General features: G+C 56.8%; 16 protein-coding genes and 1 tRNA gene. 8 read left to right on the top strand and 9 right to left on the bottom strand.

Going from position 1 to position 20,179, the window contains the following annotated elements; translation table 11 throughout:
• Positions 1–137: 137 nt before the first annotated feature.
• Positions 138–1,016, top strand: coding sequence for an AraC family transcriptional regulator (locus tag V9K67_RS17705; RefSeq protein WP_336724686.1), 879 nt, complete (start codon positions 138–140; stop codon positions 1,014–1,016).
• A gap of 8 nt (positions 1,017–1,024) precedes the next feature.
• Here the strand turns inward: V9K67_RS17705 and V9K67_RS17700 are convergent, their stop codons facing one another.
• Positions 1,025–1,924 carry an AraC family transcriptional regulator gene (locus V9K67_RS17700; RefSeq protein ID WP_336724684.1) on the bottom strand — a complete coding sequence of 300 codons (900 nt, stop codon included), beginning with the start codon at positions 1,922–1,924 and terminating at the stop codon, positions 1,025–1,027.
• Positions 1,925–2,187: 263 nt separating this feature from the next.
• On the opposite strand from V9K67_RS17700, the gene V9K67_RS17695 reads away from it, so the two are divergent.
• From V9K67_RS17695 to V9K67_RS17670, 6 genes are all read left to right on the top strand, one after another.
• A complete protein-coding gene (locus V9K67_RS17695) occupies positions 2,188–3,600 on the top strand; it encodes a DUF6055 domain-containing protein (protein ID WP_336724681.1) in 1,413 nt (470 codons plus the stop codon).
• 11 nt (positions 3,601–3,611) lie between these two features.
• The gene (locus V9K67_RS17690; protein ID WP_336724680.1) at positions 3,612–5,588 is read left to right on the top strand and encodes a glycoside hydrolase family 97 protein; all 1,977 of its coding nucleotides are present in this window, start codon (positions 3,612–3,614) and stop codon (positions 5,586–5,588) included.
• Between the two features lie 29 nt (positions 5,589–5,617).
• The gene (locus V9K67_RS17685; RefSeq protein WP_336724678.1) at positions 5,618–7,291 is read left to right on the top strand and encodes a M1 family metallopeptidase; all 1,674 of its coding nucleotides are present in this window, start codon (positions 5,618–5,620) and stop codon (positions 7,289–7,291) included.
• Positions 7,292–7,323: 32 nt separating this feature from the next.
• Complete coding sequence (locus tag V9K67_RS17680; protein ID WP_336724677.1) at positions 7,324–9,495, top strand: S9 family peptidase; 2,172 nt, start codon at positions 7,324–7,326, stop codon at positions 9,493–9,495.
• 48 nt (positions 9,496–9,543) lie between these two features.
• The gene (locus V9K67_RS17675) at positions 9,544–10,026 is read left to right on the top strand and encodes a hypothetical protein (protein ID WP_336724676.1); all 483 of its coding nucleotides are present in this window, start codon (positions 9,544–9,546) and stop codon (positions 10,024–10,026) included.
• Between the two features lie 104 nt (positions 10,027–10,130).
• Positions 10,131–10,817: a DUF2625 domain-containing protein gene (locus V9K67_RS17670; protein WP_336724675.1), complete on the top strand. Its 687-nt coding sequence runs from the start codon at positions 10,131–10,133 to the stop codon at positions 10,815–10,817.
• 374 nt (positions 10,818–11,191) lie between these two features.
• Here V9K67_RS17670 and V9K67_RS17665 read toward each other — a convergent pair whose 3' ends face one another.
• On the bottom strand, positions 11,192–11,557 hold the full coding sequence (locus tag V9K67_RS17665; RefSeq protein ID WP_336724672.1) for a hypothetical protein: 366 nt from the start codon (positions 11,555–11,557) through the stop codon (positions 11,192–11,194).
• A 763-nt stretch (positions 11,558–12,320) separates the two neighbouring features.
• On the opposite strand from V9K67_RS17665, the gene V9K67_RS17660 reads away from it, so the two are divergent.
• Positions 12,321–12,391, top strand: a tRNA-Cys gene (locus V9K67_RS17660).
• Positions 12,392–12,445: 54 nt separating this feature from the next.
• On the opposite strand, the gene V9K67_RS17655 is transcribed toward V9K67_RS17660, so the two are convergent.
• From V9K67_RS17655 to V9K67_RS17625, 7 genes are all read right to left on the bottom strand, one after another.
• Complete coding sequence (locus V9K67_RS17655; protein WP_336724670.1) at positions 12,446–13,600, bottom strand: arylsulfotransferase family protein; 1,155 nt, start codon at positions 13,598–13,600, stop codon at positions 12,446–12,448.
• 91 nt (positions 13,601–13,691) lie between these two features.
• Positions 13,692–14,468: a M90 family metallopeptidase gene (locus V9K67_RS17650; RefSeq protein ID WP_336724667.1), complete on the bottom strand. Its 777-nt coding sequence runs from the start codon at positions 14,466–14,468 to the stop codon at positions 13,692–13,694.
• A gap of 41 nt (positions 14,469–14,509) precedes the next feature.
• Positions 14,510–14,701 (bottom strand): hypothetical protein, encoded by a 192-nt coding sequence (locus tag V9K67_RS17645; protein ID WP_336724664.1) that lies wholly within the window; start codon positions 14,699–14,701, stop codon positions 14,510–14,512.
• Between the two features lie 398 nt (positions 14,702–15,099).
• Complete coding sequence (locus tag V9K67_RS17640) at positions 15,100–15,324, bottom strand: hypothetical protein (protein WP_336724659.1); 225 nt, start codon at positions 15,322–15,324, stop codon at positions 15,100–15,102.
• A gap of 321 nt (positions 15,325–15,645) precedes the next feature.
• Positions 15,646–16,818 carry a hypothetical protein gene (locus tag V9K67_RS17635; RefSeq protein WP_336724656.1) on the bottom strand — a complete coding sequence of 391 codons (1,173 nt, stop codon included), beginning with the start codon at positions 16,816–16,818 and terminating at the stop codon, positions 15,646–15,648.
• A gap of 39 nt (positions 16,819–16,857) precedes the next feature.
• Positions 16,858–17,472 carry a type II secretion system protein GspG gene (locus tag V9K67_RS17630; protein WP_336724653.1) on the bottom strand — a complete coding sequence of 205 codons (615 nt, stop codon included), beginning with the start codon at positions 17,470–17,472 and terminating at the stop codon, positions 16,858–16,860.
• Positions 17,473–17,580: 108 nt separating this feature from the next.
• The gene (locus V9K67_RS17625; RefSeq protein WP_336724650.1) at positions 17,581–19,977 is read right to left on the bottom strand and encodes a transglycosylase domain-containing protein; all 2,397 of its coding nucleotides are present in this window, start codon (positions 19,975–19,977) and stop codon (positions 17,581–17,583) included.
• Positions 19,978–20,179 lie beyond the last annotated feature (202 nt).

Below are 20,179 nucleotides of genomic sequence, written 5' to 3'. Positions count from 1 at the left end.
CAGGCGTGTCTTTTACAGGCTTTGGCGGCTGGGAGAATATTGACGAGTAATAAGCGAAAATTAACCGCGGAAGCGGCTGTAGGGGAGGAAGCTGTAAATTGAAGCTATATTTTTCGGATCACTTATACTTCCGCCCTATGAAAGTATTGCCCTTTACCATTCCTGTAGCCCACGACAAGACCGTGATCGTCCTGGACGAAGTGCTCCCGCATTTTTACCCGCACCTGCACCGCCACGAAGAAGTGCAGCTGACCTTTGTGCTGCGGGGAGAAGGAACGCTGCTGGTGGGAAGTCACATGCATGCTTTCTGTGCCAACGAGATCTACCTGATCGGCGCCAACATGCCCCATGTCTTTAAAAGCGACGCTTCCTATTTTGACGAAAGCCGGAACCAGACCATCCATTCCCTGACCCTGTTTTTCAATACCGGCGGCAACCTGGCGCCCCTGTTCGACCTGCCGGAGCTCAAAGGCGTGCATTCCTTTTTCGGCAGCTATTACAGCGGCTTCAAGGTGCCGGCATCCGCCTTCGGCGCCATTGCGGGCCGCGTCCTGGGCCTGCGCAATGCCGGCGGGCTGGACCGGCTTTTACAGTTTTTTGACCTGCTGAAAGCGCTCAGCGAGCTGGACCACCTGGTGCCGCTTTCAAGCGATGTGCAGGCGGGTTCGCTGAGCGAGTCCGAAGGGGCGCGCATCGGCAACATTTACCATTACATTCTTCAGCACTACAGCCGGGAGCTGACGCTGGAAGAAGTGGCGGCGGCCGCCTTCATGACGCCCCAGACCTTTTGCCGGTATTTTAAAAAACGTACCCGCATGACGTTTGTTTCTTTCCTGAACGAGGTGCGGATCAACGAGGCCTGCAAAATGCTGGTCGGCGGCGATTACGACAGCGTGGCTTCCGTAGCCTATGCCTGCGGCTTTAACAGCATCACTAATTTTAACCGCGTCTTCAAATCCACGCTGGGTATCTCGCCCCGAGAATACCAGTCCCGTTATTTATGTAAAGTGCGTTGAAGGTTTTCTTATTCCAAAATACTTGCCTGGCTGATGACTTTCTGGTAAAAGCAGTCGATGAATTCCTTGGGTGATTTTTTCACGATCTTTTTAAATACCCGGTTGAAGTTGGTGATGCTGTTGAAGCCCGTATTGTAGGCTACCGAGGCGATGCTGTCGCATTGGTGGTCCAGCAGCATTTTGCGGGCTTCGTTGATCCGCACTTCGTTGATGAAGGACACGAGGGTATGGTTCGTGTATTTTTTAAAATAGCGGCAAAAGGCCTGTGGCGTCATGCAGGCGATGCCGGCCACTTCCTCCAGCGTGATCTGCCGCTGGTAATGCTGCAGGATATAATTGTAGATGGTGGCGATGCGGAGTCCTTCGTGCTCGTTGTGAGCCCCACTCCTGGATTCGGAAGACAGCGGCTGCAGGCCGTCGCAGGAGGAGAGGTGTTTGAGCAGGTCCACGAAATTCAGGAACTGTTCCAGCCCGCTGGTTTCGTTGATGCGGCGCATCTTTTTGGAGATGTCGGGCACACGAAGCTGGGGTACGCGGAAGCCGGAATGGTGCTGCCCGGCAAAGTGTTTCAGGTGCTTTACTTCGGGTATGGAAAAGAAAGAAGCCAGCTGCGTATCTATATTAAAAAATATGTTCAGCGTATGCATGCTTTTGGGAGCGGCCGGCTCCGAAGGGGTATGCTCCCTGCGGAATACGTGCGGCTGGTTGGCGCCGATCCAGTAGATCTCGTTGTTGTGAAAAGGGTGCATGTTGTTGTCGGCTACCAGTGTGCCGGCGCCCTCCAGGATCCAGGTGATCTGTACTTCGTTGTGGCGGTGCAGGTGCGGGTAAAACTCCGGCAGGCTTTCTTCTTTAGTGATGATGGTCTTGTCCTCAGGGGCCGGTAGGGTAAATTCCAAAATTTTCATAGATAAAAAATTTAAATTGAAATTTCATACGGCGATCTGGGTTAAACTTACAATAATTGCTGCAATTATATAGTTTTCAACACGAAAAATGGTTAAAATGTTGCCTGTTTTTTGTAAAATACAATGATTGTCGTCAATTATTATATAATTGTTTTACCTGTTTGCCGCCTGGCGGCGGGCCGGTGCTAAAATCCGTCTAGTATCGGCTAAAAAGCTGGAAGGCGCCCCGAAGGCAGCAGTTGCATCTGCGAGTAACTTTACGCATGCTTATTCAAAGGAGTGTTATCAACCTGTTTTTGCTCGGTGCGCTGGCACTGCCCGCTGCCGGAAAAGAGATCCACCAGCCGCAGGCTGCCGCCGGGATGCCCGGGGATACGACCCGCAAGGAAGGAGGAAAGGAACTGTACCTGCCGCCCAAAGTGTGGCGGGTGCCGGAACAGAACCGTTACGACCAGGACACCAGTGAATTCAGCTACAGCCGCATGGCCCAGTCGGAAAACCTGGCCCTGTTCTGGTCGAAAGAGTTTGGGGCAGACCCGGCCCTGAACCCTGACCCTTCAAAGCGCTTTTTGATCAAAGAGGCGCTGCAGGAATGCGAACGCTTTTACGATTGTTATGTCAATAAGCTCCGATTCGTGGAGAAAGGCCGGTCGGTGACCGATCGCTATAAAGTACTGTTCTATGTCATCGGCGGCAAAGGCGGCACGGCCTTCGGCGGCGGAGCGGAAAAAAAGATCGGCGTGCTGTGGACGCCCGCCGCCCGGATGAACAAAGCACCCTACGGGGCCCTGGCCCACGAGCTGGGACATTCGTTTCAATACCTGGTGAGCGCCGACGGCGCCTGGGGCTTTACCTCCGCCCCCGAGGGCAGCCGCGGGCAGTCGATCTTCGAAATGACCTCCCAGTTCATGCTGTGGCAGGTGTACCCCGAGTGGATGACCTTTGAGAACTACCACCTGGTGGATTTCATGAAAAAAACGCACTACGCCTTTTTGCACGAGACCAACCAATACCATTCGCCTTATGTGCTGGAATACTGGGCGCAAAAACACGGCATCGACTTTATCGGCAAACTGTGGCGCAAAGCCGAAAAAGGCGAGGACGCCGTGATGGCCTACAAAAGGCTGACGGGCATCAGCCAGCAGCAGTTCAACGACGAGCTCTTTGACGCCTACCGGCGCTTTATCACCTGGGACCTGCCCCGGGTGGAAAAAGTGGCGGCCCGCTATGCCAACCAGCATAAAACCTCCCTGAACGCCCAGCCGGAGGGGTGGTTCCGGATCGCTGCATCCCACTGCCCGCAGAATTACGGCTACAACGGCATCCAGCTGCAGGTGCCGGCAGGGGGCACCAAGGTAACGCTCCGGTTCCGGGGCCTGGCCGGAACGGAGGGTTTTCGCACTATGAAAACGGAAAAAGCGGGGTGGCGCTATGGCTTTGTGGCCGTTCGGGAAGACGGCAGCCGGGTATACGGAAAGACGGAGGCTGCGGCGGAGGGCACCAGCACCTTCAAGATTCCCAAGGGCACCAAATATTTATGGCTGGTGGTGAGCGGCGCCCCGACGGAGCATTGGGAACACCTGTCCGACGGCAAGGACGAGAATGACGAACAATGGCCTTACCAGATCCAACTAACAGGAACCGCACCGGATGCTACCGTGCTGGTGCACCCATAAATTTCAACAACATGTGGAGCAATTACAAAAGAATCGTTTTATCCCTGCTGCTGGCAGCAGGGGCGGGCCGGGTGGCGGCACAGAAAACCTTTACCCTGGCGGCGCCGGGCGGGAAGATCCAGGTTTCCGTTTCGGTGGGCGACAGCATCCGCTGGAGCCTGAAGAACGGCAGCGAAACCCTGGTGCAGAATGCCGTGGCCGGGATGGATATAGAAGGAAAACCGTTTGTAGGATACCGTGAACAGGTGAAGACGGCGAAGACCACTGCCGTGGACCAGCAGATCGAGGCAGTGGTGGCCGTGCGGCAAAAGCAGATCCGCGACCACTACAAAGAGCTGCGGCTGCAGTTCAAAAGCGGCCACGCCCTGCTGTTCCGCGCCTACGACAACGGGGCGGCCTACCGCTTCGAAACGGCTTTTCCCGATTCCATCAACGTTACCCACGAAACCGTGGCGGTCCGCTTTCCCCAGGACAACCGCGTCTTCTGGGGCACGGAAAAGAACAAGGAGTTTTTATCCCATTTCGAGCTTATTTTCAAGGATACCGCCCTGTCGGCCTATTCCCGCGACGAGCATTGCGGCCTGCCGCTTTATATGGCCACGCCCAGGGGGTCGCGGATGCTGCTGACCGAGGCGGACCTGCTGGATTATTCCAACCTGTTTTTCTTCGGAAGTGGCGGGCCGGCCGTTGCGGGCGGCTTTCCGAAGGTGATCAAAAAAGAACGCCTGCAGGGCGACCGCACCACCCGTATCGTGGAGAACGAAGCCTATATTGCCCGCACAGCGGGCAAGCGGGCCTTTCCCTGGCGGCTGGTGATGGTGGCAGCCGACGACAAGGACCTGCTGTCCAACAACCTCGTCTACCAGCTGGCGTCGCCCAGCGTGCTGCCCGAAACGGGCTGGATCAAACCCGGCAAGGTAGCCTGGGACTGGTGGAACGACAACAACATCTACGGCGTGCCGTTCCGCTCGGGCATCAACAACACCACCTACAAGTACTACATTGATTTTGCCGCCAAATACGGCCTCGAATACATCGTGCTGGACGAAGGCTGGTCCAAAACCACCTGGGACCTGCTGCACCCCCGCGATTCCATCGACATCCCCGAACTGGTGCAGTACGGAAAGACCAAAGGGGTGGACGTGATCCTGTGGGCCCTCTGGCAGCCGCTCGACCGCGATATGGACCGGGTGCTCGACCAGTTTGCCGCCTGGGGCGTCAAAGGCGTGAAGGTCGACTTCATGGCCCGGGCCGACCAGTACATGGTCAACTTCTACGAAAGGGTGGCGGTAAAGGCGGCGGCGCGCAAGCTGCTGCTCGACCTGCACGGCGCCTACAAGCCCGTGGGCCTTGACCGCAAATACCCCAACATCCTGACCTACGAAGGGGTGCGGGGACTGGAAAACTACAAGTGGAGCAACGACGAAGCCACACCGCCCCACGAAGTGACCCTGCCCTTTACCCGCATGGTGCTGGGGGGCATGGACTTTACGCCGGGGGCCATGCACAATGCCCGCCTGAAGGATTTTCATATCCGCTACAATTCGCCCATGAGCCTCGGCACCCGGGCGCATCAGGCGGCCATGTACGCGGTTTATGAAAGCCCGCTGCAGATGCTGGCCGACAACCCCTCCAATTACCTGCAGGAACCCGCCTGCACCCGCTTTATCGCCCAATTCCCCACCACCTGGGATGCTACGGTCCCGCTGGAAGGAAAGATCGGCGAATACGTGGCGGTGGCCCGCCGCAAAGGCAACAAGTGGTATATTGGCGCCATGACCAACTGGACGGGGCGTACCCTGAAACTGAATCTGGACTTTTTGGAAAAAGGCCGTTCTTATTCGGCCGAGATCCTGGCCGACGGCCCCAATGCCGACAAGTACGCCCAGGATCATACCCTGTCCACCGCCACGGTTGCCGGCGGCGGTTTTTTGGAAATCAACATGCAGCCGGGCGGCGGCTGGGCGGCCGTCCTCTCGGAAAACTAAGGATCGTTTAATGACTCAATTGCAGGAACATGAAACTACAGACAGCCCTCTTCTTTTGCCTGGCGGCGCCCTTGATCGGCCTTTCGCAGGGAGCTGCGGAGAAATCCTTCAGCCGTGCCGATACGCTCCGCGGCAGCATCACGGCGGAACGGTCGTGGTGGGACGTGCAGCAGTATGACATCCGGGTTTGTCCCGATTATACGCAAAAAACCATCGCCGGCCACAACCGGATCACCTACAAGGTGTTGAAAAATGCGGGCGGGCAAAAAATGCAGGTCGACCTGCAGGAGCCCTTGCGCATCGATAGCGTCCTTCTTGACCGGCAACGCCTGGCTTTTAGTAAAGAAGGGGCGGCCTGGCACCTGTCCGTGCCGGCGCAAAAGGCGGGTTCGGTGAACGCGGTGACCGTTTACTACAGCGGCGCCCCCCGCGAGGCCGTACGGGCGCCCTGGGACGGCGGCTGGACCTTTGCCAAAGACTCTCTGGGCCGCCCCTGGATGACGGTCACCTGCCAGGGACTGGGCGCCTCGGTCTGGTATCCCTGCAAGGACCACCAGAGCGATGAACCCGACAAAGGAGCTTCCCTGGAAATGGTCGTTCCCGATACGCTGGTGGCCGTGGCCAACGGCCGGCTGGAATCCCAAAAGAACAACGGCGACGGCACGGCTTCCTACAAGTGGCGCGTGGTCAACCCGATCAACAATTACAACCTTATCCCCTATATCGGCAGATACGAGCATTTTTCGGAAACCCATAAAGGCGAGAAGGGAAAGCTGGACCTGGATTACTGGGTGCTGGATTACAACGAGGCCAAGGCAAAGGATTACCTGCCCAAAGAAGTGCGGAACATGCTGAACGCTTTTGAGCACTGGTTCGGCCCTTACCCGTTTTACGAGGACGGCTACAAGCTGGTGGACGTGCCGCATACCGGCATGGAGCACCAGAGCGCGGTGGCTTATGGCAACTGGTACAAGCCCGGCTACCGCCAGCGCGATGGCTCGGGAACCGGCTGGGGCCTGAAGTGGGACTTTATCGTGATCCACGAAAGCGGGCACGAATGGTTCGGCAACAATATCACCAGCAAGGACCTGGCGGACATGTGGATCCATGAAAGCTTTACCAACTACAGCGAAACCCTTTTCGTGGATTATATTTTCGGCAGGCAGGCCGGCAACGAATACAACTGGGGTACCCGCAAAGGCATCCGCAACGACAAGCCCATTATTCCCGAATACGGTGTGAACCGGCAGGGCAGCGGCGACATGTATCCCAAGGGCGGCAACATGCTCCACGCCATCCGCCACAGCCTGGATAACGATGCGCTGTTCCGCAACATCATGCGGGGGATGAATGCGGCCTTCTACCACCAGACCGTGACGGCGCAGCAGGTGGAAGGGTATATTTCCCGAAAGGGGGGCTACGATTACCGCAAGGTGTTCGACCAGTACCTCCGGACGACGCAGGTGCCGCGGCTGGAGTATTATTTCTCCGCCGACCGCAGCCGGGTTTTTTACCGTTATGCCAACTGCGTGGAGGGTTTTAACCTGCCCCTGGTATTGAAAAACGGGGCGGCCCGCCGCAAGATCATTCCTTCCGAAAAATGGAAAAGCGCCGCCCTGAAACCTTCCGAAGTCTCCCTGTTCGATTCGGCAGCCATTGAAAAGATGTATTATGTGCAACCCGTGCAGGTGCAGCCGAGCTGACCTGTTTTTTCCTCATTGATGCTCCTGATTTTATGAAGCAAATCACGCAACTCTTTCTTATAGCTTTCTTTTCCTTCTTCCTGCAACCGCTGTCGGCGCAATCCCTGCGGGGTGTCAAATGGGCGGCGGATGGCAGCGGTTATTTTGCCCTGGAGGGCAACGCGATCGTCCGGTACCAGCTGCCTTCTTTCCAGCGGTCGGTGGTGGTGGATTCCCTGGGGCTGGTCCCGCCCGGAGGCGGGAGGGCATTGTCGGTCCGCAATTTTTATTTCACGGCCGACGGCAGCCGGGCGCTGTTGTACACCCATACCCAAAAAGTATGGCGCCAGGATACCCGGGGCGATTACTGGCTGTGGGACAAGCCGGCCCGTTCGTTGCGGCAGCTGGGAAAAGGGCGGCCCGCCTCCTCGCTGATGTTCGCCAAGTTTTCTCCCGACGGAAGTAAGGTGGCCTATGTGAGCGAGCATAACCTGTACGTGGAAGAGGTGGCCTCCGGAGCCGTACGGCAACTGACCACCGATGGCAGCAGCCGGGTGATCAACGGCACCTTCGACTGGGCCTATGAGGAGGAGTTCGACTGCCGCGACGGCTTCCGCTGGAGCCCCGACAGCCGGCAGATCGCCTACTGGCAGGTGGATGCCCGCAGCATCCGCAATTTTCTGATGATCAACAACACGGATTCACTCTACTCCTTTACCGTGCCGGTGGAATACCCCAAGGCCGGCGAAGATCCTTCCGCCGCCCGGGTAGGCGTGGTCAGCCTGGAAACAGGCAGCACCCGGTGGATGCAGGTGCCGGGAGACGCCCGCCAGCATTATATTCCCCGCATGGAATGGGCCGTCGACGGCCGTGAGCTGGTGCTGGAGCAGTTGAACCGCAAACAAAACGAAGCCAAAATATTCCGGTGCCAGCCGGCCACCGGGGAGGCCACCCTGATCTATTCCGAAAAAGATGCCGCCTGGATCGACGTCAAGGCGCGCTGGAGCGACGACCCTACCGGCTGGGACTGGCTGAAAGGAGGGGAGGAGTTTTTGTGGGTGTCGGAAAAGGACGGCTGGCGCCACCTGTACCGGCTGGACAAAAAAGGGAAAGAAGTGCTGCTGACCCGCGGCAACTATGACGTGATCGAGCTGAAAGCGGTGGACGAAAAAGGAGGCTACATTTATTTTACCGCCTCCCCGAAGCAGGCCACCCAACAATACCTGTACCGGGTACGCCTGGACGGGAAGAAAGAGCTGGAACTGGTGTCGCCGGCGGCGCAGCAGGGCACGCACGACTATTCCCTGAGCCCTTCGGCTACTTATGCCACCCATAATTTTTCGAACCTCCGGGGACAACGGGTTTCCGAATGGATCCGGGTGGCGGACCATAAAACCATCAAGCCGCTGGCCGCGCAGCTGCAGCCGCAACAGGACCGCGACATCCGCCTGTTCCAGGTAACCACCGAAGAAGGCGTAACGATGGATGGATGGATGATCCTTCCCGACAACTTTGATTCTTCCAAAAAATATCCCGTATTGTTTTACGTGTATGCCGAACCTGCCGGCGCCACGGTAAAGGATGCCGACGGCAGTGCGGGCACCCGCCTGTACCGGGGCAATATGGCGGCGGACGGCTATATCCAGATAAGCCTCGACGGGCGGGGAACGCCGGCTCCGAAAGGCGCTGCCTGGCGCAAGGCCATCTACCGCAACATCGGCACCGTCAATATCCGCGACCAGGCCGGGGCGGCGCAAAAGATCCTGCAGTGGCCCTTTGTCGATACGGGCCGCATTGCGGTCTGGGGTTGGAGCGGCGGCGGTTCCACTACCCTGAACCTCCTGTTCCAGTACCCGCAGATCTATAAGACCGGCATTGCCATTGCGCCCGTGGCCAACCAGCTGCTCTACGACAACATTTACCAGGAGCGCTATATGGGGCTGCCACAAGAGAACCGGGAGGACTTTTTGAAAGGCTCGCCCATCACCCATGCGAAAAACCTGCAGGGCAATCTTCTGGTGATCCACGGTACCGGCGACGACAATGTGCATTACCAGGGCACCGAGCAGCTGATCAACGAATTGATCAAGCAGGGGAGGTATTTCCAGATGATGAGTTATCCGAACCGCACCCACAGCATCAATGAGGGGCCGGGCACGTCGCAGCATTTATCGCAGTTGTTTACCCGCTATTTGCAGGAGCACTGTCCCGGCGGAGGCCGCTAGGGCAGGAGGGAGCGAAAATAAAGGTACCTTCGGGAACAGTATGTTTCCATGAAGGCCAATACACCCAAAAAGGACAAAGAGGAACTGGCAGCCGCCCTGGGAGCGCCTAAATATTATTTAGAGGCTCCCGGCATGGTGGAAGGCGAAACCTATGCCTGGTTCCCTAATATCGGCGACAGCATGACGGATGGGACCGACCGGTCCATTCCCGGGGGCAGCCTGGTGCTGGGGCGCTGGCTGCCAATGAAAAGTGTAGCGGATATCCCTTTGCACCGTCCCATCATAGTGATCCTCGACGATGGGGGCGTTCAGTATTGCCTGCTGAAAAGCTGCTGTGCGCTTCACGACGGTCCCGGCACTGAAGCGGGCATCTGGCTGCGCAGCTACAACCCGGCGCCCCGCTGCGATGATTTCTGGATGCCGTTCGTCCACATCAAATTCGTGTTCGTGGTGGAGCGGGTCCGCCTTCCGGACGGGAGGGAGTTTGTGCCCCGCCAGGAAGAGGTGATCCGGAAAGGCAGCGGGTCTTAGCGTTCCCGTACTTTTGCGTTCCTGATTTATTTATTCCCATGCTGAAACGAATTGCTTCTTTGCTTTTTACCCTGTTTGCCCTTACTGCGGTTGCGCAAAACAACATGCGCCCTTTGAACCAACTGGTCAATAAAGCCGATCCCGGCTGGCCGCTGGTGCAGCAGTGGATCACTGCCGCCAAAAACAAAGTAGAAATTCTGCCCGCCGATACGGCGAAAGCCGGCGATGCCCTTTATAAAACCCAGGTTACTTCTCGTTCCCCCATGGGCGCCATCATCTATGCTACGGGCGGACTGTTGGTCGATGGCGGCTGGATCCGAATCCTCGGCTCAGGACACAGACGGCTGAACCGGTCGCTTCCGGATTGGAATAAAGGGAAGTCCTTCAAAGAGTTCGGCCAGCCGCCTTCATTCCTGTTAATCGCCGATGATGCCGCCGGCGGGTTCTTTGCGCTCAATGGCGGGGCTCTGGGAGGCGATCCCGGCAAGATCTATTACCTCTCGCCCGACAACCTCGAATGGGAGCGGCTGGACCTGACCTACACCCAGTTTTTAAACTTTTGCTTCAATGGCGACCTGGCCGATTTTTACAAAGAACTGCGCTGGAAGGGCTGGCAGGCGGAAGTGGCCCAGTTGGAGAGCAACCGCACCTACAGCTTTTTTCCTTACCTCTGGACCAAAGAAGGCAAAGATATCAACAAGGTTTCCCGGAAAGCCATCCTCGTTGAGGAGCAATTCAGCTTGTTAGTGGATATGCGCAAACAGCTCGGATTGTCGAATAACGGCTTCTAGGAGAAGGGCTACTGTAATATATTTTAGGCGCCGTAGGTGCCCCCTGTTTATAGAAAACCTACAACGGGAGGAACATCGCTCCGGAGGAGCGCCCTGTGGAAATAAGCCATTTCCCTTCCGGTATTGATGCCCTCCGGTTTTCACAGGGGGCTCCCATGGAGCCCGGACTCTTTCCAATGGAGGTTTCTATAAACAGGTGGCACCTAACGGTGCCGTGCATCGTCTTTTTGAAGTCTGACCACGTACCCCGGAATTGCATTCCGGGTAAAGACAAATCAACCTGTTGGGTTCCTTAGAATGAAGTGTACTTTCCCGGAATACAATTCCGGGGTACGTGGTCAGGCATTTATCCGAGGATGCGTAACGGCCTTCGCCTAATCGCCCAGAAGCTTCTCTTTTGGGAAGGATGGATAAATCCCGGCCTCAATAAGCCAATAAATTTGATTAACGGAATGGTTCAGGTGGTATTGTTCGCAGGCATACTCGTCAATCTTTCCGTAAACCGTGTAGGTCCCGATATTGAATCCCTCCTCGATGTCATTATACCATAATACATAATTTCCGAAAAGGCCAACTACCCAAAAGCCTCCGCCCTCATTGCCGTATTCGTCTTCGGACCATTTGACCGGAGGTGTCCGTATGAGTGACCAAAGCCGAAGCTGCTTGGAATCCATTTCTGCCTGGTGCCGGGCCATCATCGATTCCAGTTCCTCCAGTGTTATAGGGGTCCACATTTCCATAGCTGCTTACTTTCCGCCTTAAGATAACCATAAAAAGCCGTTGCATTTTAATTTGTTTATTTGATCCTTCTCCGGTACGTGTTGCCTGCCTTCCCGCTGGTTCGTATATCCTGGTGATGGAGAACCGCCCGCCCCTGAGGTTTTTGAAGCAATAATTTCCGGGAAAGACGCATTGCCAAACGGCCAAGGGCACTGGGACATATTGTTTGTTCCTGGGCCTTTTGTCTTTTCATAGCAACAATCATAAGGCTGGAGGCGAACAGTGAAGCTTTCATGGACACTACAGCACATTTTTAAAAACAGGACAGGGAATTTTTAAAAAAAAGACGCGAAACATTCTTTGATTTGCGGCATTCGCGTTATATTTGTCTACCGATTTGGTAGACTATGTCTGCTGATGATTTTGAAGGGTACTGTTAACCGCCAGCACTACTCAAAACATTCACCCTTAAAGTATACAGCAATGAATCGGCAACAATCCCTGTTCTTATCCCGTATGGCGGTGGAATTTTCGTTCCGGTCTTCCGGGAGCTTCTATTGTCTTCTCCAATGATTCTTTCCTGATACAGGATACAACGTCAGGCGGAGGGGCCTTGCCGCTCCTCCCCAAACGTTCCTTTTGCCTCATGGGCTATTCTGAAGCATGGCCGGCCTGCAGCACGGGGTCGGCGGTTGATTCCTGCGCCTGTGGCCGGCTATGATTCAGGATAACCTTCGGCGCTTGGTGTACGTGTACCCCCGGTGATGTACAACCGTTTTTTACAGCCACGTGGCCGAGTGGAAAGGCCGAGGTCTGCAAAACCTCCTACGATGGTTCGAATCCATCCGTGGCGTCGCTTTAGGCAGCTATCGTTTATGCGCCCCTCTGTTTCTACAGGGGGGTTCTTTTTAATACTTAAAGGCGCGGTAGCTGGGCAGGGCCAGCTGCATCAAATAACTGATCGCGCCGGTGTTATAGTTGACCTCCATTACCCTTGGTTCCGACCCGCAGCCGATAAAGTAGCGGTCGCCTATCTTTTGCACCGATCCCATGAACTGCGAAAAAATGCCGTTGGGCAAGGGAAAAGCTTTGTAGGTCCGAATGGACTTTTCCGCTTCGCCGAGCTGGAATTCCAGTACCCGGCTGTATTCGCGTTCGCCCTTGTTGCCATTATCAAAAAGCAGGAGGGTCTGGTTGTTGTCGGTTAAGGTGGCATGGTGCTGCCGCAGGAATTTTTGGTCGGCCGCCAGCGGGAAGTCGCTGTTGGTGCCGCCCAGCCGCCAGAGGATATCGCCGGTAGTGCGGTTAATTTTCACCACCTGGTTGGTATTGCGGAAAGAACAAATAAGATTGTTATCATTGGGGTCAATGAAAACGGAATTCAGGTGCATGTAGTCGTGCACCGTTCCGGCATTGCTGAACTGGTTGCCTTCCACGCTTTGCTCATAAAATTCAGGGAACCGGCTGGCATCCCATTCCCAGACCACCTGGTCGTTTTCAATTTCCTGGATAATGGGGGCGACCACCTTGCAGTTCGTTACAGGGTTCAGCGAGGCGGGAATATTGTTGACGGCTTTTTCGAAATAAGCGATGGTGATGAAATGGTGGTCATTGAGATAGATGAACTCGTGGGCGTCGATGGCCGACGGATCACCGGCGGTGCGCTCATTATACGGCAGCAGGGAAATCCTTTTGATCTCGTTCAGGTTTTCGTCCAGCACCACGCCCCAGGCCGGAACAATAGATGGCGGGTTGATCTCGTAGGTATTCGTGTTGTGCTCCAGGTAGGTGTACCGGACTGTTCCCTCTACCTCCCATTTCTGAAAATTCAGGGCCTCGGCGGCCGTCTTCTTTTCTTTGAGCGTGTTGCCATAGGCGTCCAATACCAGCAGTTTGCCGCTTTTGGAATTGCCCGCTTCAAATGGGGCCACCAGGATTTCCCCTTCCGCGGGGTCGGTGGCTACGAGCACTTCGGTCTTGTCTTTCGTACAGCCGGCCTGCCCCAGCGCAAGGGCGCATAGGGCGCCGGCGAACAGGAAGTTCTTCAGGTTCATCAAGATCATAAATGGTAAATCTGGAAAATGAAAAACCTGAGAAGGAAGGCCGGCGGGGAAGTTTACCGGCTGTGCCGGTTTATAGACGAATGCCCGACTTTTATCTACCAGGGGTCCGGATAAATACCCGCTGCATCAGTGCGGACCATTCGGGATGCTGTTCCTGGAACTGTTCGGGCTGTTCGAAAAAGTATTCGGCCATCACCGCGAAGCATTCCACCGGGCTGGTGGCGCCGTAGGGGTCGATATCCGAATAGCCCTGCCGGATCTCCTCCATCGTCCGCTCCAAGAGTTGCCGCCAGCGCTCCACGTATTTGCGTTCCAGTAAAATTTCCGGCACACCATCCAGGGTGCCGTCCATTTTATCGATCAGGTGCACGAATTCGTGGATGGCCGTGTTTTGGGTGCTGGCGCTGTGGATAAAGCCCTGGCGCAGCTGCCATTTGGAAACGATCAGCACGTTTTCCAGGGCGCCGGTGCCCACCATGCCGGCTACGGACCGGTTGTATCCCTGCTGCTCGAAGTCAAAATTGAAATTGCCCGGGTATATCAGCACTTCCCGCAGGTTGATGTATTCCCAGTCGGGAATGTAGTACACGGGAATAACCGCGGCGGCGGCGACCAGTACCCGGTCCAGGTCTTCCACTTCGGCCTGGGCGCCGGTGATCTTTACCGAGGAAAGGAACTTTTTGAATTTATCCTCAAAAATCTTTTTGCCCTTTTCGTCGAGGTTGGCATAGAAGCGCACATAGTCCTGGAGCAGTTCCTGGTAGTTGAGCGGCCAGGAAAGGACATGCCGGGTCCGGGGCCGGAAGACAAACAGGATGATCATCAGGACCAGCGATAAGGCAAATATGATCTGCAGCACGGTTATCATCAGGGCTTGAAGGTAAAGCAGGAAGGGGAAACGGTGAGCGATCAATCCTGGCCCGGTTTGATTTTTCGTAATTGCCGGGCCAGTACCACGGCCGGCCGGCCGTCTTCGAAGCGTACGAGCATGTTGGCGTTCTTGCCCCGGATGCACTTGCCGTCGGGCCGCAGCACGGCTGCGCAGCGTTTCCCTTTATAGACGGGATCGGTATGCCGGTCGCCCCGGTAGATATAGTTCATGTTTTTGGCTTTTTTGTTCCGGTTGCCTTTGAACTGCTGCAAAGGCTGTGCTGAAATTGAAATGGTGCTTGGATTGGGCTTTGAAAAGAGTCTATTTGTTTGATAGTGTCCTACAGGTATCGATATTCTTCTACTTTTTGTCTTGGAAACAAAAAGTAGCAAAAAATTCAAGTCGGCCCTCTCGCCTAGGGCGAGACCGGGCCGACAGGCCCACGCACAGGAGGGGCACATCCATTATTTGCCTCGCATATTCATTGTTCTTCGAAGAGTTCGGCGTGCTTTAAGAGAAGCGTAAAGGCGCTGCATTCCGCCTTGCCCTTCATTACAGTAGAAAGAAACGTTAGGTCCGGCGGAATGAGGCGCGTGACCTTTAAGTTTTTACAGGCTCGTGCATTCTTTTACTTCACAGGCATGGGCGCTGCCCAAATGATCGTGGTATTCCCGATAATGTTATTTCGAAAGGAAATATGGAAAGAAATGACAACAACGAATTTCATCCCGTTAGCATTCGTTTGGGCAGCGCCCAAACCTGTTTGTAGAAAAACAGCCATCGCAAAAACATGGGCAGCGCCCATGCCTGTGCAGTAAATGACTGTACGAGCTAGGAAGAGCTTGATGGTCACGCGCCTCATTTAGCCGGACCTAACGTTTCTTTCTACTGTAATGAATGATTAGGCTAAATGCAGCGCCTTCACGCTTTTCTAACAGCACGCCGAACTCTTCGAAGGACCGGAAATATTCGAGGCAAATAATGGATGTGCCCCAATTGTGCGTGGGCCTCGGCTGCCCGGCGGAGCATCGGGCAGCCTTGAATTTTTTGCTACTTTTTGTTTCCAAGACAAAAAGTAGAAGAATATCGATACCCTTAGGACACTATCAAACAAAAAGACTCTTTTCAAAGCCCAATCATAACATTCTTTCAAATAGCAAAGCCTGGCATTCATTCATTTTCGTATTTCGTACCAGGGTGCCCGAAGGCTCCCCCGCCGTAGGTAAAGATGCACGATGTCACCCTTTTGAAACTTATTCCACTGGGCGTGGGGGATCGTTATTTCCTCCGGTTTATTCATGCGTGCCCATGGGGACAGCGTAAGGCGGTAGGAGGTATGCCGCCTCCGGTGTGTTTTTCGTTTTTCCATCACGGTGGTCGTATACTTCCTGGCCTGCGAATCATCCGGCAGGCAATTGGCAAAAATGCAGGCGCAGAAGCTGTAGGCCGCCACCACAAACAGCAGGTACATAAAAGAGGAGAACTTCCGGTACTGACGCGGGAGGCCACCGCCCAGCCGGAGGGCAAAGGCCACCGTCAGCAACAGCGTCAGCACGCCGGTCGGTTGCAGCAGGGGACGGTAACTAACCAGGTGGAAGTCGGTCACGGCCCGGTATACGAGCGCCAGGGTCGGGAAGGCCAGGGGTAGGAGCACCAGGGGAAAGGACTTTCGTCCCCGCTTGCGGCGCAGGGGTGGCTCCAGGTAGCGGGCGGGGGCCGCCAGTACCGACAAAGGTAGCAGCAGGCCAACGGCCAGGGCCGGCCCATAGGGAACCGGAAACAGGAACAGCCAGATCATACTGCCCAGGCCCAGCGTGCCGAGAAGGAGGATAAAGCTACCGCCCGACTCCAGCTTTGCTTTCCGCTCCTCGCGGGTGGTTCCCAGCGACTCATCGTTCAGCAGCTGTTCCTCGTGTTGCTGATGGCGGAGGAGGTCCAGGTCGGGCAGGTGACGCAACAGCAACTCCCTTATCTGGCGTGTTTTTTCCAGGCGCGGATGTACGCGGATGCGGGGATAGCCTCCTTCCGCAGGCAGGATGAATGCCCGGTCCCCGCGCCAAAAGAAGCCGGTGGCCCGGTCAAAGGGCAACTCGCGGGTAGCAAAGGCGCTGACCCGGGTGACCCCCTGGTCGGAGATGATGAGCTTTTCGCGGAAGCAGGCCAGCAGCCGCCAGGCGCTATAGGCTACTACCGCCCCAGACAGGAACAGCAGGAACTGGTCCACCGGGTCCGTGGAGCGGCGCTCCAAAACGGACAGGCCCAGGCGGCCGAAAAGGAACAGCAGGGGGCCCAGGATGATGCACAGCATGACTTTCCAGAGCAGGGCTACCCGGAATTCGTGGATCATGGCAGAAGGTTTTAACGATATGGAGCTGCCTGCCTCCCCTTAATAATGAAAAACAAGGTCGTCGCCGGTACGGAACCGGCCATCACTTCCGGCGGACGTCAGCAGGTAGTCGGTCCCGTCCGGGGAAAGGCGGTATTGGTAGGCCCGGCCCCAGCCATCCGATTTCCAGCCCTGCCGCATGGGATTGTTGCCGATCAGCTCCGACAGGCTGGCGGGGTAGCGGCCGGTTTTTTGGTAATAGCGTTGCAGCGCACCGGTCATCTCCCGGCCATCGGCCCGGGTATCTCTTTTTTTGATCGGCCCCTGGGCCAGTAACAACAGCAGGACGGAGGCGGCGGTCAGGGCCAGGAAAGTCAGCAGGGCCGTCTTCAGTACGTGGAAAAAGAGGCGGGTGGCCGGGGGCGAAAACGCCCGGAGCAGGGCACCCCTGACCCGTTCCTCCGAAAAGCGGACAGGCACCATTTTGAACGGGGCGAATCCGGGGGCGGAGAGGAGAGCGGCCCCCAGCAACAGCAGCAAAATAAAGGCGGGCGCCGGCCAGAAGCCGGAGAGGAGCCCAAGGACCAGCAGTACCAGGCCCAGGATAAAAAGTGTTTTGCCGGTCAGCCGGACCAGGTAGTTCCAGGTACCGGGACCTTCGGATTGGTAAGGCATATGCTTTTCTTTTAGGGTGGCCAAAGGCGTACCAACAACAAGCGGCCGGACAGGGTCCGGCCGCTTGTATAAAGGTAAACGCCAGGGCGTTCCGATAATTGTGCAGTCTTACTCATCCTTGCCGAACAGGCGGCGGAAAAAGCCTTTTTTCTTTTCCTGCGGCTGGTCGTGCGGGTCGCCGATACGGGGTGCCGCGCCGGCGGGGCGGTCTTTCCGGCCGCCCCGGTTATTGCCGTTCGGCGCACGGTTGCCGTCTTCACCCGGGATGGTATAGGTGTCGGCCGGGTGCGCTTCGCCTTCCGTGCCGTTGCCCATCAGGCCCGCATCCATCAGTTCCTGGATAACCGAGCTGTCCGACTGCTGCTGTTGTTCTTCCTGGATAATGCTTTCCGGTTTATGGAAGACGGCATCCGTGCGAATGCCCAGGCGGCCGTCGGCATATATTTTTTTGAAAAACGCTTCCCAGAGGGGGCGTGCCGCCTGCGAGCCCATCCCCAGCCCGCTTTCAATGCGGATGAAGCGGTCGTCGCAGCCGATCCAGGTGCCGGCCAGCAGCTGGGGCGTATAGCCCATGAACCAGGCATCGGCATTGTCGTTGGTGGTGCCGGTCTTGCCGCCCATCTCCAGCGCGCCCAGCCGGTCCATCAGCCCTTTGGCGGTGCCGAAGGTGACCGTGCCCTCCATCATGCGGCACATACGGTAGGCCGTTTCCTCGCTGATCACCCGCTGGCGCTGCTTTTCCTGGTCGAAGTCGCGGAGCACCTTGCCGTTGCGGTCCTCGATGCGGCTGATGATGTAGGGACGGGTGGAAACGCCGGCGCCGGGGAAGATGGAATACGCCCACATCATTTCGTAGAGCGACAGGTCGCAGGTACCCAGGGCAATGGAGGGGTGCGGGTCAATTTTGGTGGGCAGGCCGGTGCGCTTCAGGAAGCGGCTGAACTGGTCGGGGCCCACCTGCTTCATGATATAGGCCGAGGCGCCGTTGCGCGAATAGGCCAGGGCCGAGGCCATGGCCATGGTATCGCCCGAAACCGACTGGGCGGTGGCCGGCACCAGGCGCCCGCCGCCAAAGTCCTGCTGCTGGTCCAGCACCGTGGTGTTGGCCCGGTAGCCCAGCTCCTCCATGGCCTGTGCATACAGCAGCGGCTTGATGGACGAGCCCACCTGGCGCTTGGTTTTGAGGTTGGCGTGGTCGAATTTCCAGGTTTTGTAGTTAATGCCGCCCACCCAGGCTTTTACGGCGCCGCCCTGCGGCTCCATCACCATAAAGGCGGTCTGCAGCATCTGGCGGTGGTACTTGATGGAGTCCAGGGGCGACATCAGGGTGTCCTTCTCCCGCCTGCCGTTCCAGGAAAAAACCTTCATGGCAACTTTGCGCTTGAAGGCTTTCTTGATCTCGGCGTCGGTAAATCCTTCATCCGCCATATGGCGCCAGCGTTCGGAGGTACGCATCTGCGCTTCCAGCACGTTCTCGTGGCCTCTCCATACGCCGCCGGAGCGGATGTTGCGCTGGCGGTTGAGGGCCGCCTGCAGGATGGGCATCTGCTGCTGCACCGCTTCCTCGGCATAGGTTTGCATGCGCGGGTCGATGGTGGTGTAAATGCGCAGGCCGTCCTCGTACACGCTGTAGGCGCCGCCGTCCGGCTTGCCCATACCCTCCAGGGCGTCGTCGATCTCGTCCTTCAGCACTTCGCGCAGGTAGGGGGCGATGCCGTTGTTCTCGTCCAGCTTTTTATAGTTCAGCACCAGGGGCAGGGCCTTCAGGCGGCGGGTTTCGGTGGCGGAGATCATGGCATTCTTTTCCATCTGTCCCAGCACCACGTTGCGGCGTTCTTTGGCCTTGTCGGGATGCAGGCGGGGGTTATAAATGGAGTTGCCCTTCAGCATGCCCACCAGCACGGCGGCCTCCTCGCGCTTCAGCTGGAGGGGCTCTTTCTGGAAAAAGGTACGGGCGGCGAAGCGGATGCCGTAGATATTATCGCCGAAGGGAACGGTATTCAGGTAAAGGGTCAGGATCTCCTGCTTGGAGAACTGCTCTTCCAGGCGGCTGGCAATGATGTATTCCTTTAGTTTTTCGATCAGGCGGGAAGCGATGTTGGTGGCCCGGCGCTCGTGGAACAGGTTGAGGGCGAGCTGCTGGGTGAGGGTGCTGCCGCCGCCTTCCTTGCCCAGCAGGAAGATGGCCCGCAGGGTGGCACGGGTGTCGATGCCGGAGTGCCGGTAGAAGCGTTCGTCCTCGGTGGCCACCAGGGCGTCGACCACGTAGGGCGAAATATCCTTGTAGTTGACATTACTGCGGTTGCCGCCCTGGCGGTAGTATTTGCCCATCAGCGTGCCATCGGCGGCAAATACCTGGGAGGCCTGCATCAGGCTGGGGTTTTTCAGTTCGTCCAGGGAGGGCAGGGGACCAAAGACGCCCTTCATCACGAAAAAGATGATGAGGGCCAGGGTGCCCAGGGCGCCCAGGAGCAGAACCAGGAAGAGGCGGAAGATCTTTTTCATCGGTTGTGTGGCGGGCAGGGGCCGGTGTGATGCCCCTGCAGTGCGCCAAATCTATAGAATTGCGTCTAAACCTCAGGAGCAACGGCCCCGGCGGCGGGCAGGTTTTGCTTTTCGTTAAGGAAGGAAAGGGCCGGTGGCAAGGGTTTTGTTAAAGCCGTGGGGGCAAAACCCCCGTTGCGCACCGCCGGCCGGCGGCTGTAAA

It is taken from the genome of Huijunlia imazamoxiresistens (genome assembly GCF_037132455.1).
Classification (GTDB): domain Bacteria; phylum Bacteroidota; class Bacteroidia; order Chitinophagales; family Chitinophagaceae; genus Flavisolibacter; species Flavisolibacter imazamoxiresistens.
Note: the sequence above shows the minus strand (reverse complement) of the source record. Positions and strands in the feature narration are given on the sequence as shown.

What these genes read in the sequence shown, in the direction of transcription:
- V9K67_RS17705 (WP_336724686.1), top strand. Translation starts at nt 138, where the DNA reads ATGAAAGTATTGCCCTTTACCATTCCTGTAGCCCACGACAAGACCGTG.
- V9K67_RS17700 (WP_336724684.1), bottom strand. Translation starts at nt 1,924, where the DNA reads ATGAAAATTTTGGAATTTACCCTACCGGCCCCTGAGGACAAGACCATC.
- V9K67_RS17695 (WP_336724681.1), top strand. Translation starts at nt 2,188, where the DNA reads ATGCTTATTCAAAGGAGTGTTATCAACCTGTTTTTGCTCGGTGCGCTG.
- V9K67_RS17690 (WP_336724680.1), top strand. Translation starts at nt 3,612, where the DNA reads ATGTGGAGCAATTACAAAAGAATCGTTTTATCCCTGCTGCTGGCAGCA.
- V9K67_RS17685 (WP_336724678.1), top strand. Translation starts at nt 5,618, where the DNA reads ATGAAACTACAGACAGCCCTCTTCTTTTGCCTGGCGGCGCCCTTGATC.
- V9K67_RS17680 (WP_336724677.1), top strand. Translation starts at nt 7,324, where the DNA reads ATGAAGCAAATCACGCAACTCTTTCTTATAGCTTTCTTTTCCTTCTTC.
- V9K67_RS17675 (WP_336724676.1), top strand. Translation starts at nt 9,544, where the DNA reads ATGAAGGCCAATACACCCAAAAAGGACAAAGAGGAACTGGCAGCCGCC.
- V9K67_RS17670 (WP_336724675.1), top strand. Translation starts at nt 10,131, where the DNA reads ATGCGCCCTTTGAACCAACTGGTCAATAAAGCCGATCCCGGCTGGCCG.
- V9K67_RS17665 (WP_336724672.1), bottom strand. Translation starts at nt 11,557, where the DNA reads ATGGAAATGTGGACCCCTATAACACTGGAGGAACTGGAATCGATGATG.
- V9K67_RS17655 (WP_336724670.1), bottom strand. Translation starts at nt 13,600, where the DNA reads ATGATCTTGATGAACCTGAAGAACTTCCTGTTCGCCGGCGCCCTATGC.
- V9K67_RS17650 (WP_336724667.1), bottom strand. Translation starts at nt 14,468, where the DNA reads ATGATAACCGTGCTGCAGATCATATTTGCCTTATCGCTGGTCCTGATG.
- V9K67_RS17645 (WP_336724664.1), bottom strand. Translation starts at nt 14,701, where the DNA reads ATGAACTATATCTACCGGGGCGACCGGCATACCGATCCCGTCTATAAA.
- V9K67_RS17635 (WP_336724656.1), bottom strand. Translation starts at nt 16,818, where the DNA reads ATGATCCACGAATTCCGGGTAGCCCTGCTCTGGAAAGTCATGCTGTGC.
- V9K67_RS17630 (WP_336724653.1), bottom strand. Translation starts at nt 17,472, where the DNA reads ATGCCTTACCAATCCGAAGGTCCCGGTACCTGGAACTACCTGGTCCGG.
- V9K67_RS17625 (WP_336724650.1), bottom strand. Translation starts at nt 19,977, where the DNA reads ATGAAAAAGATCTTCCGCCTCTTCCTGGTTCTGCTCCTGGGCGCCCTG.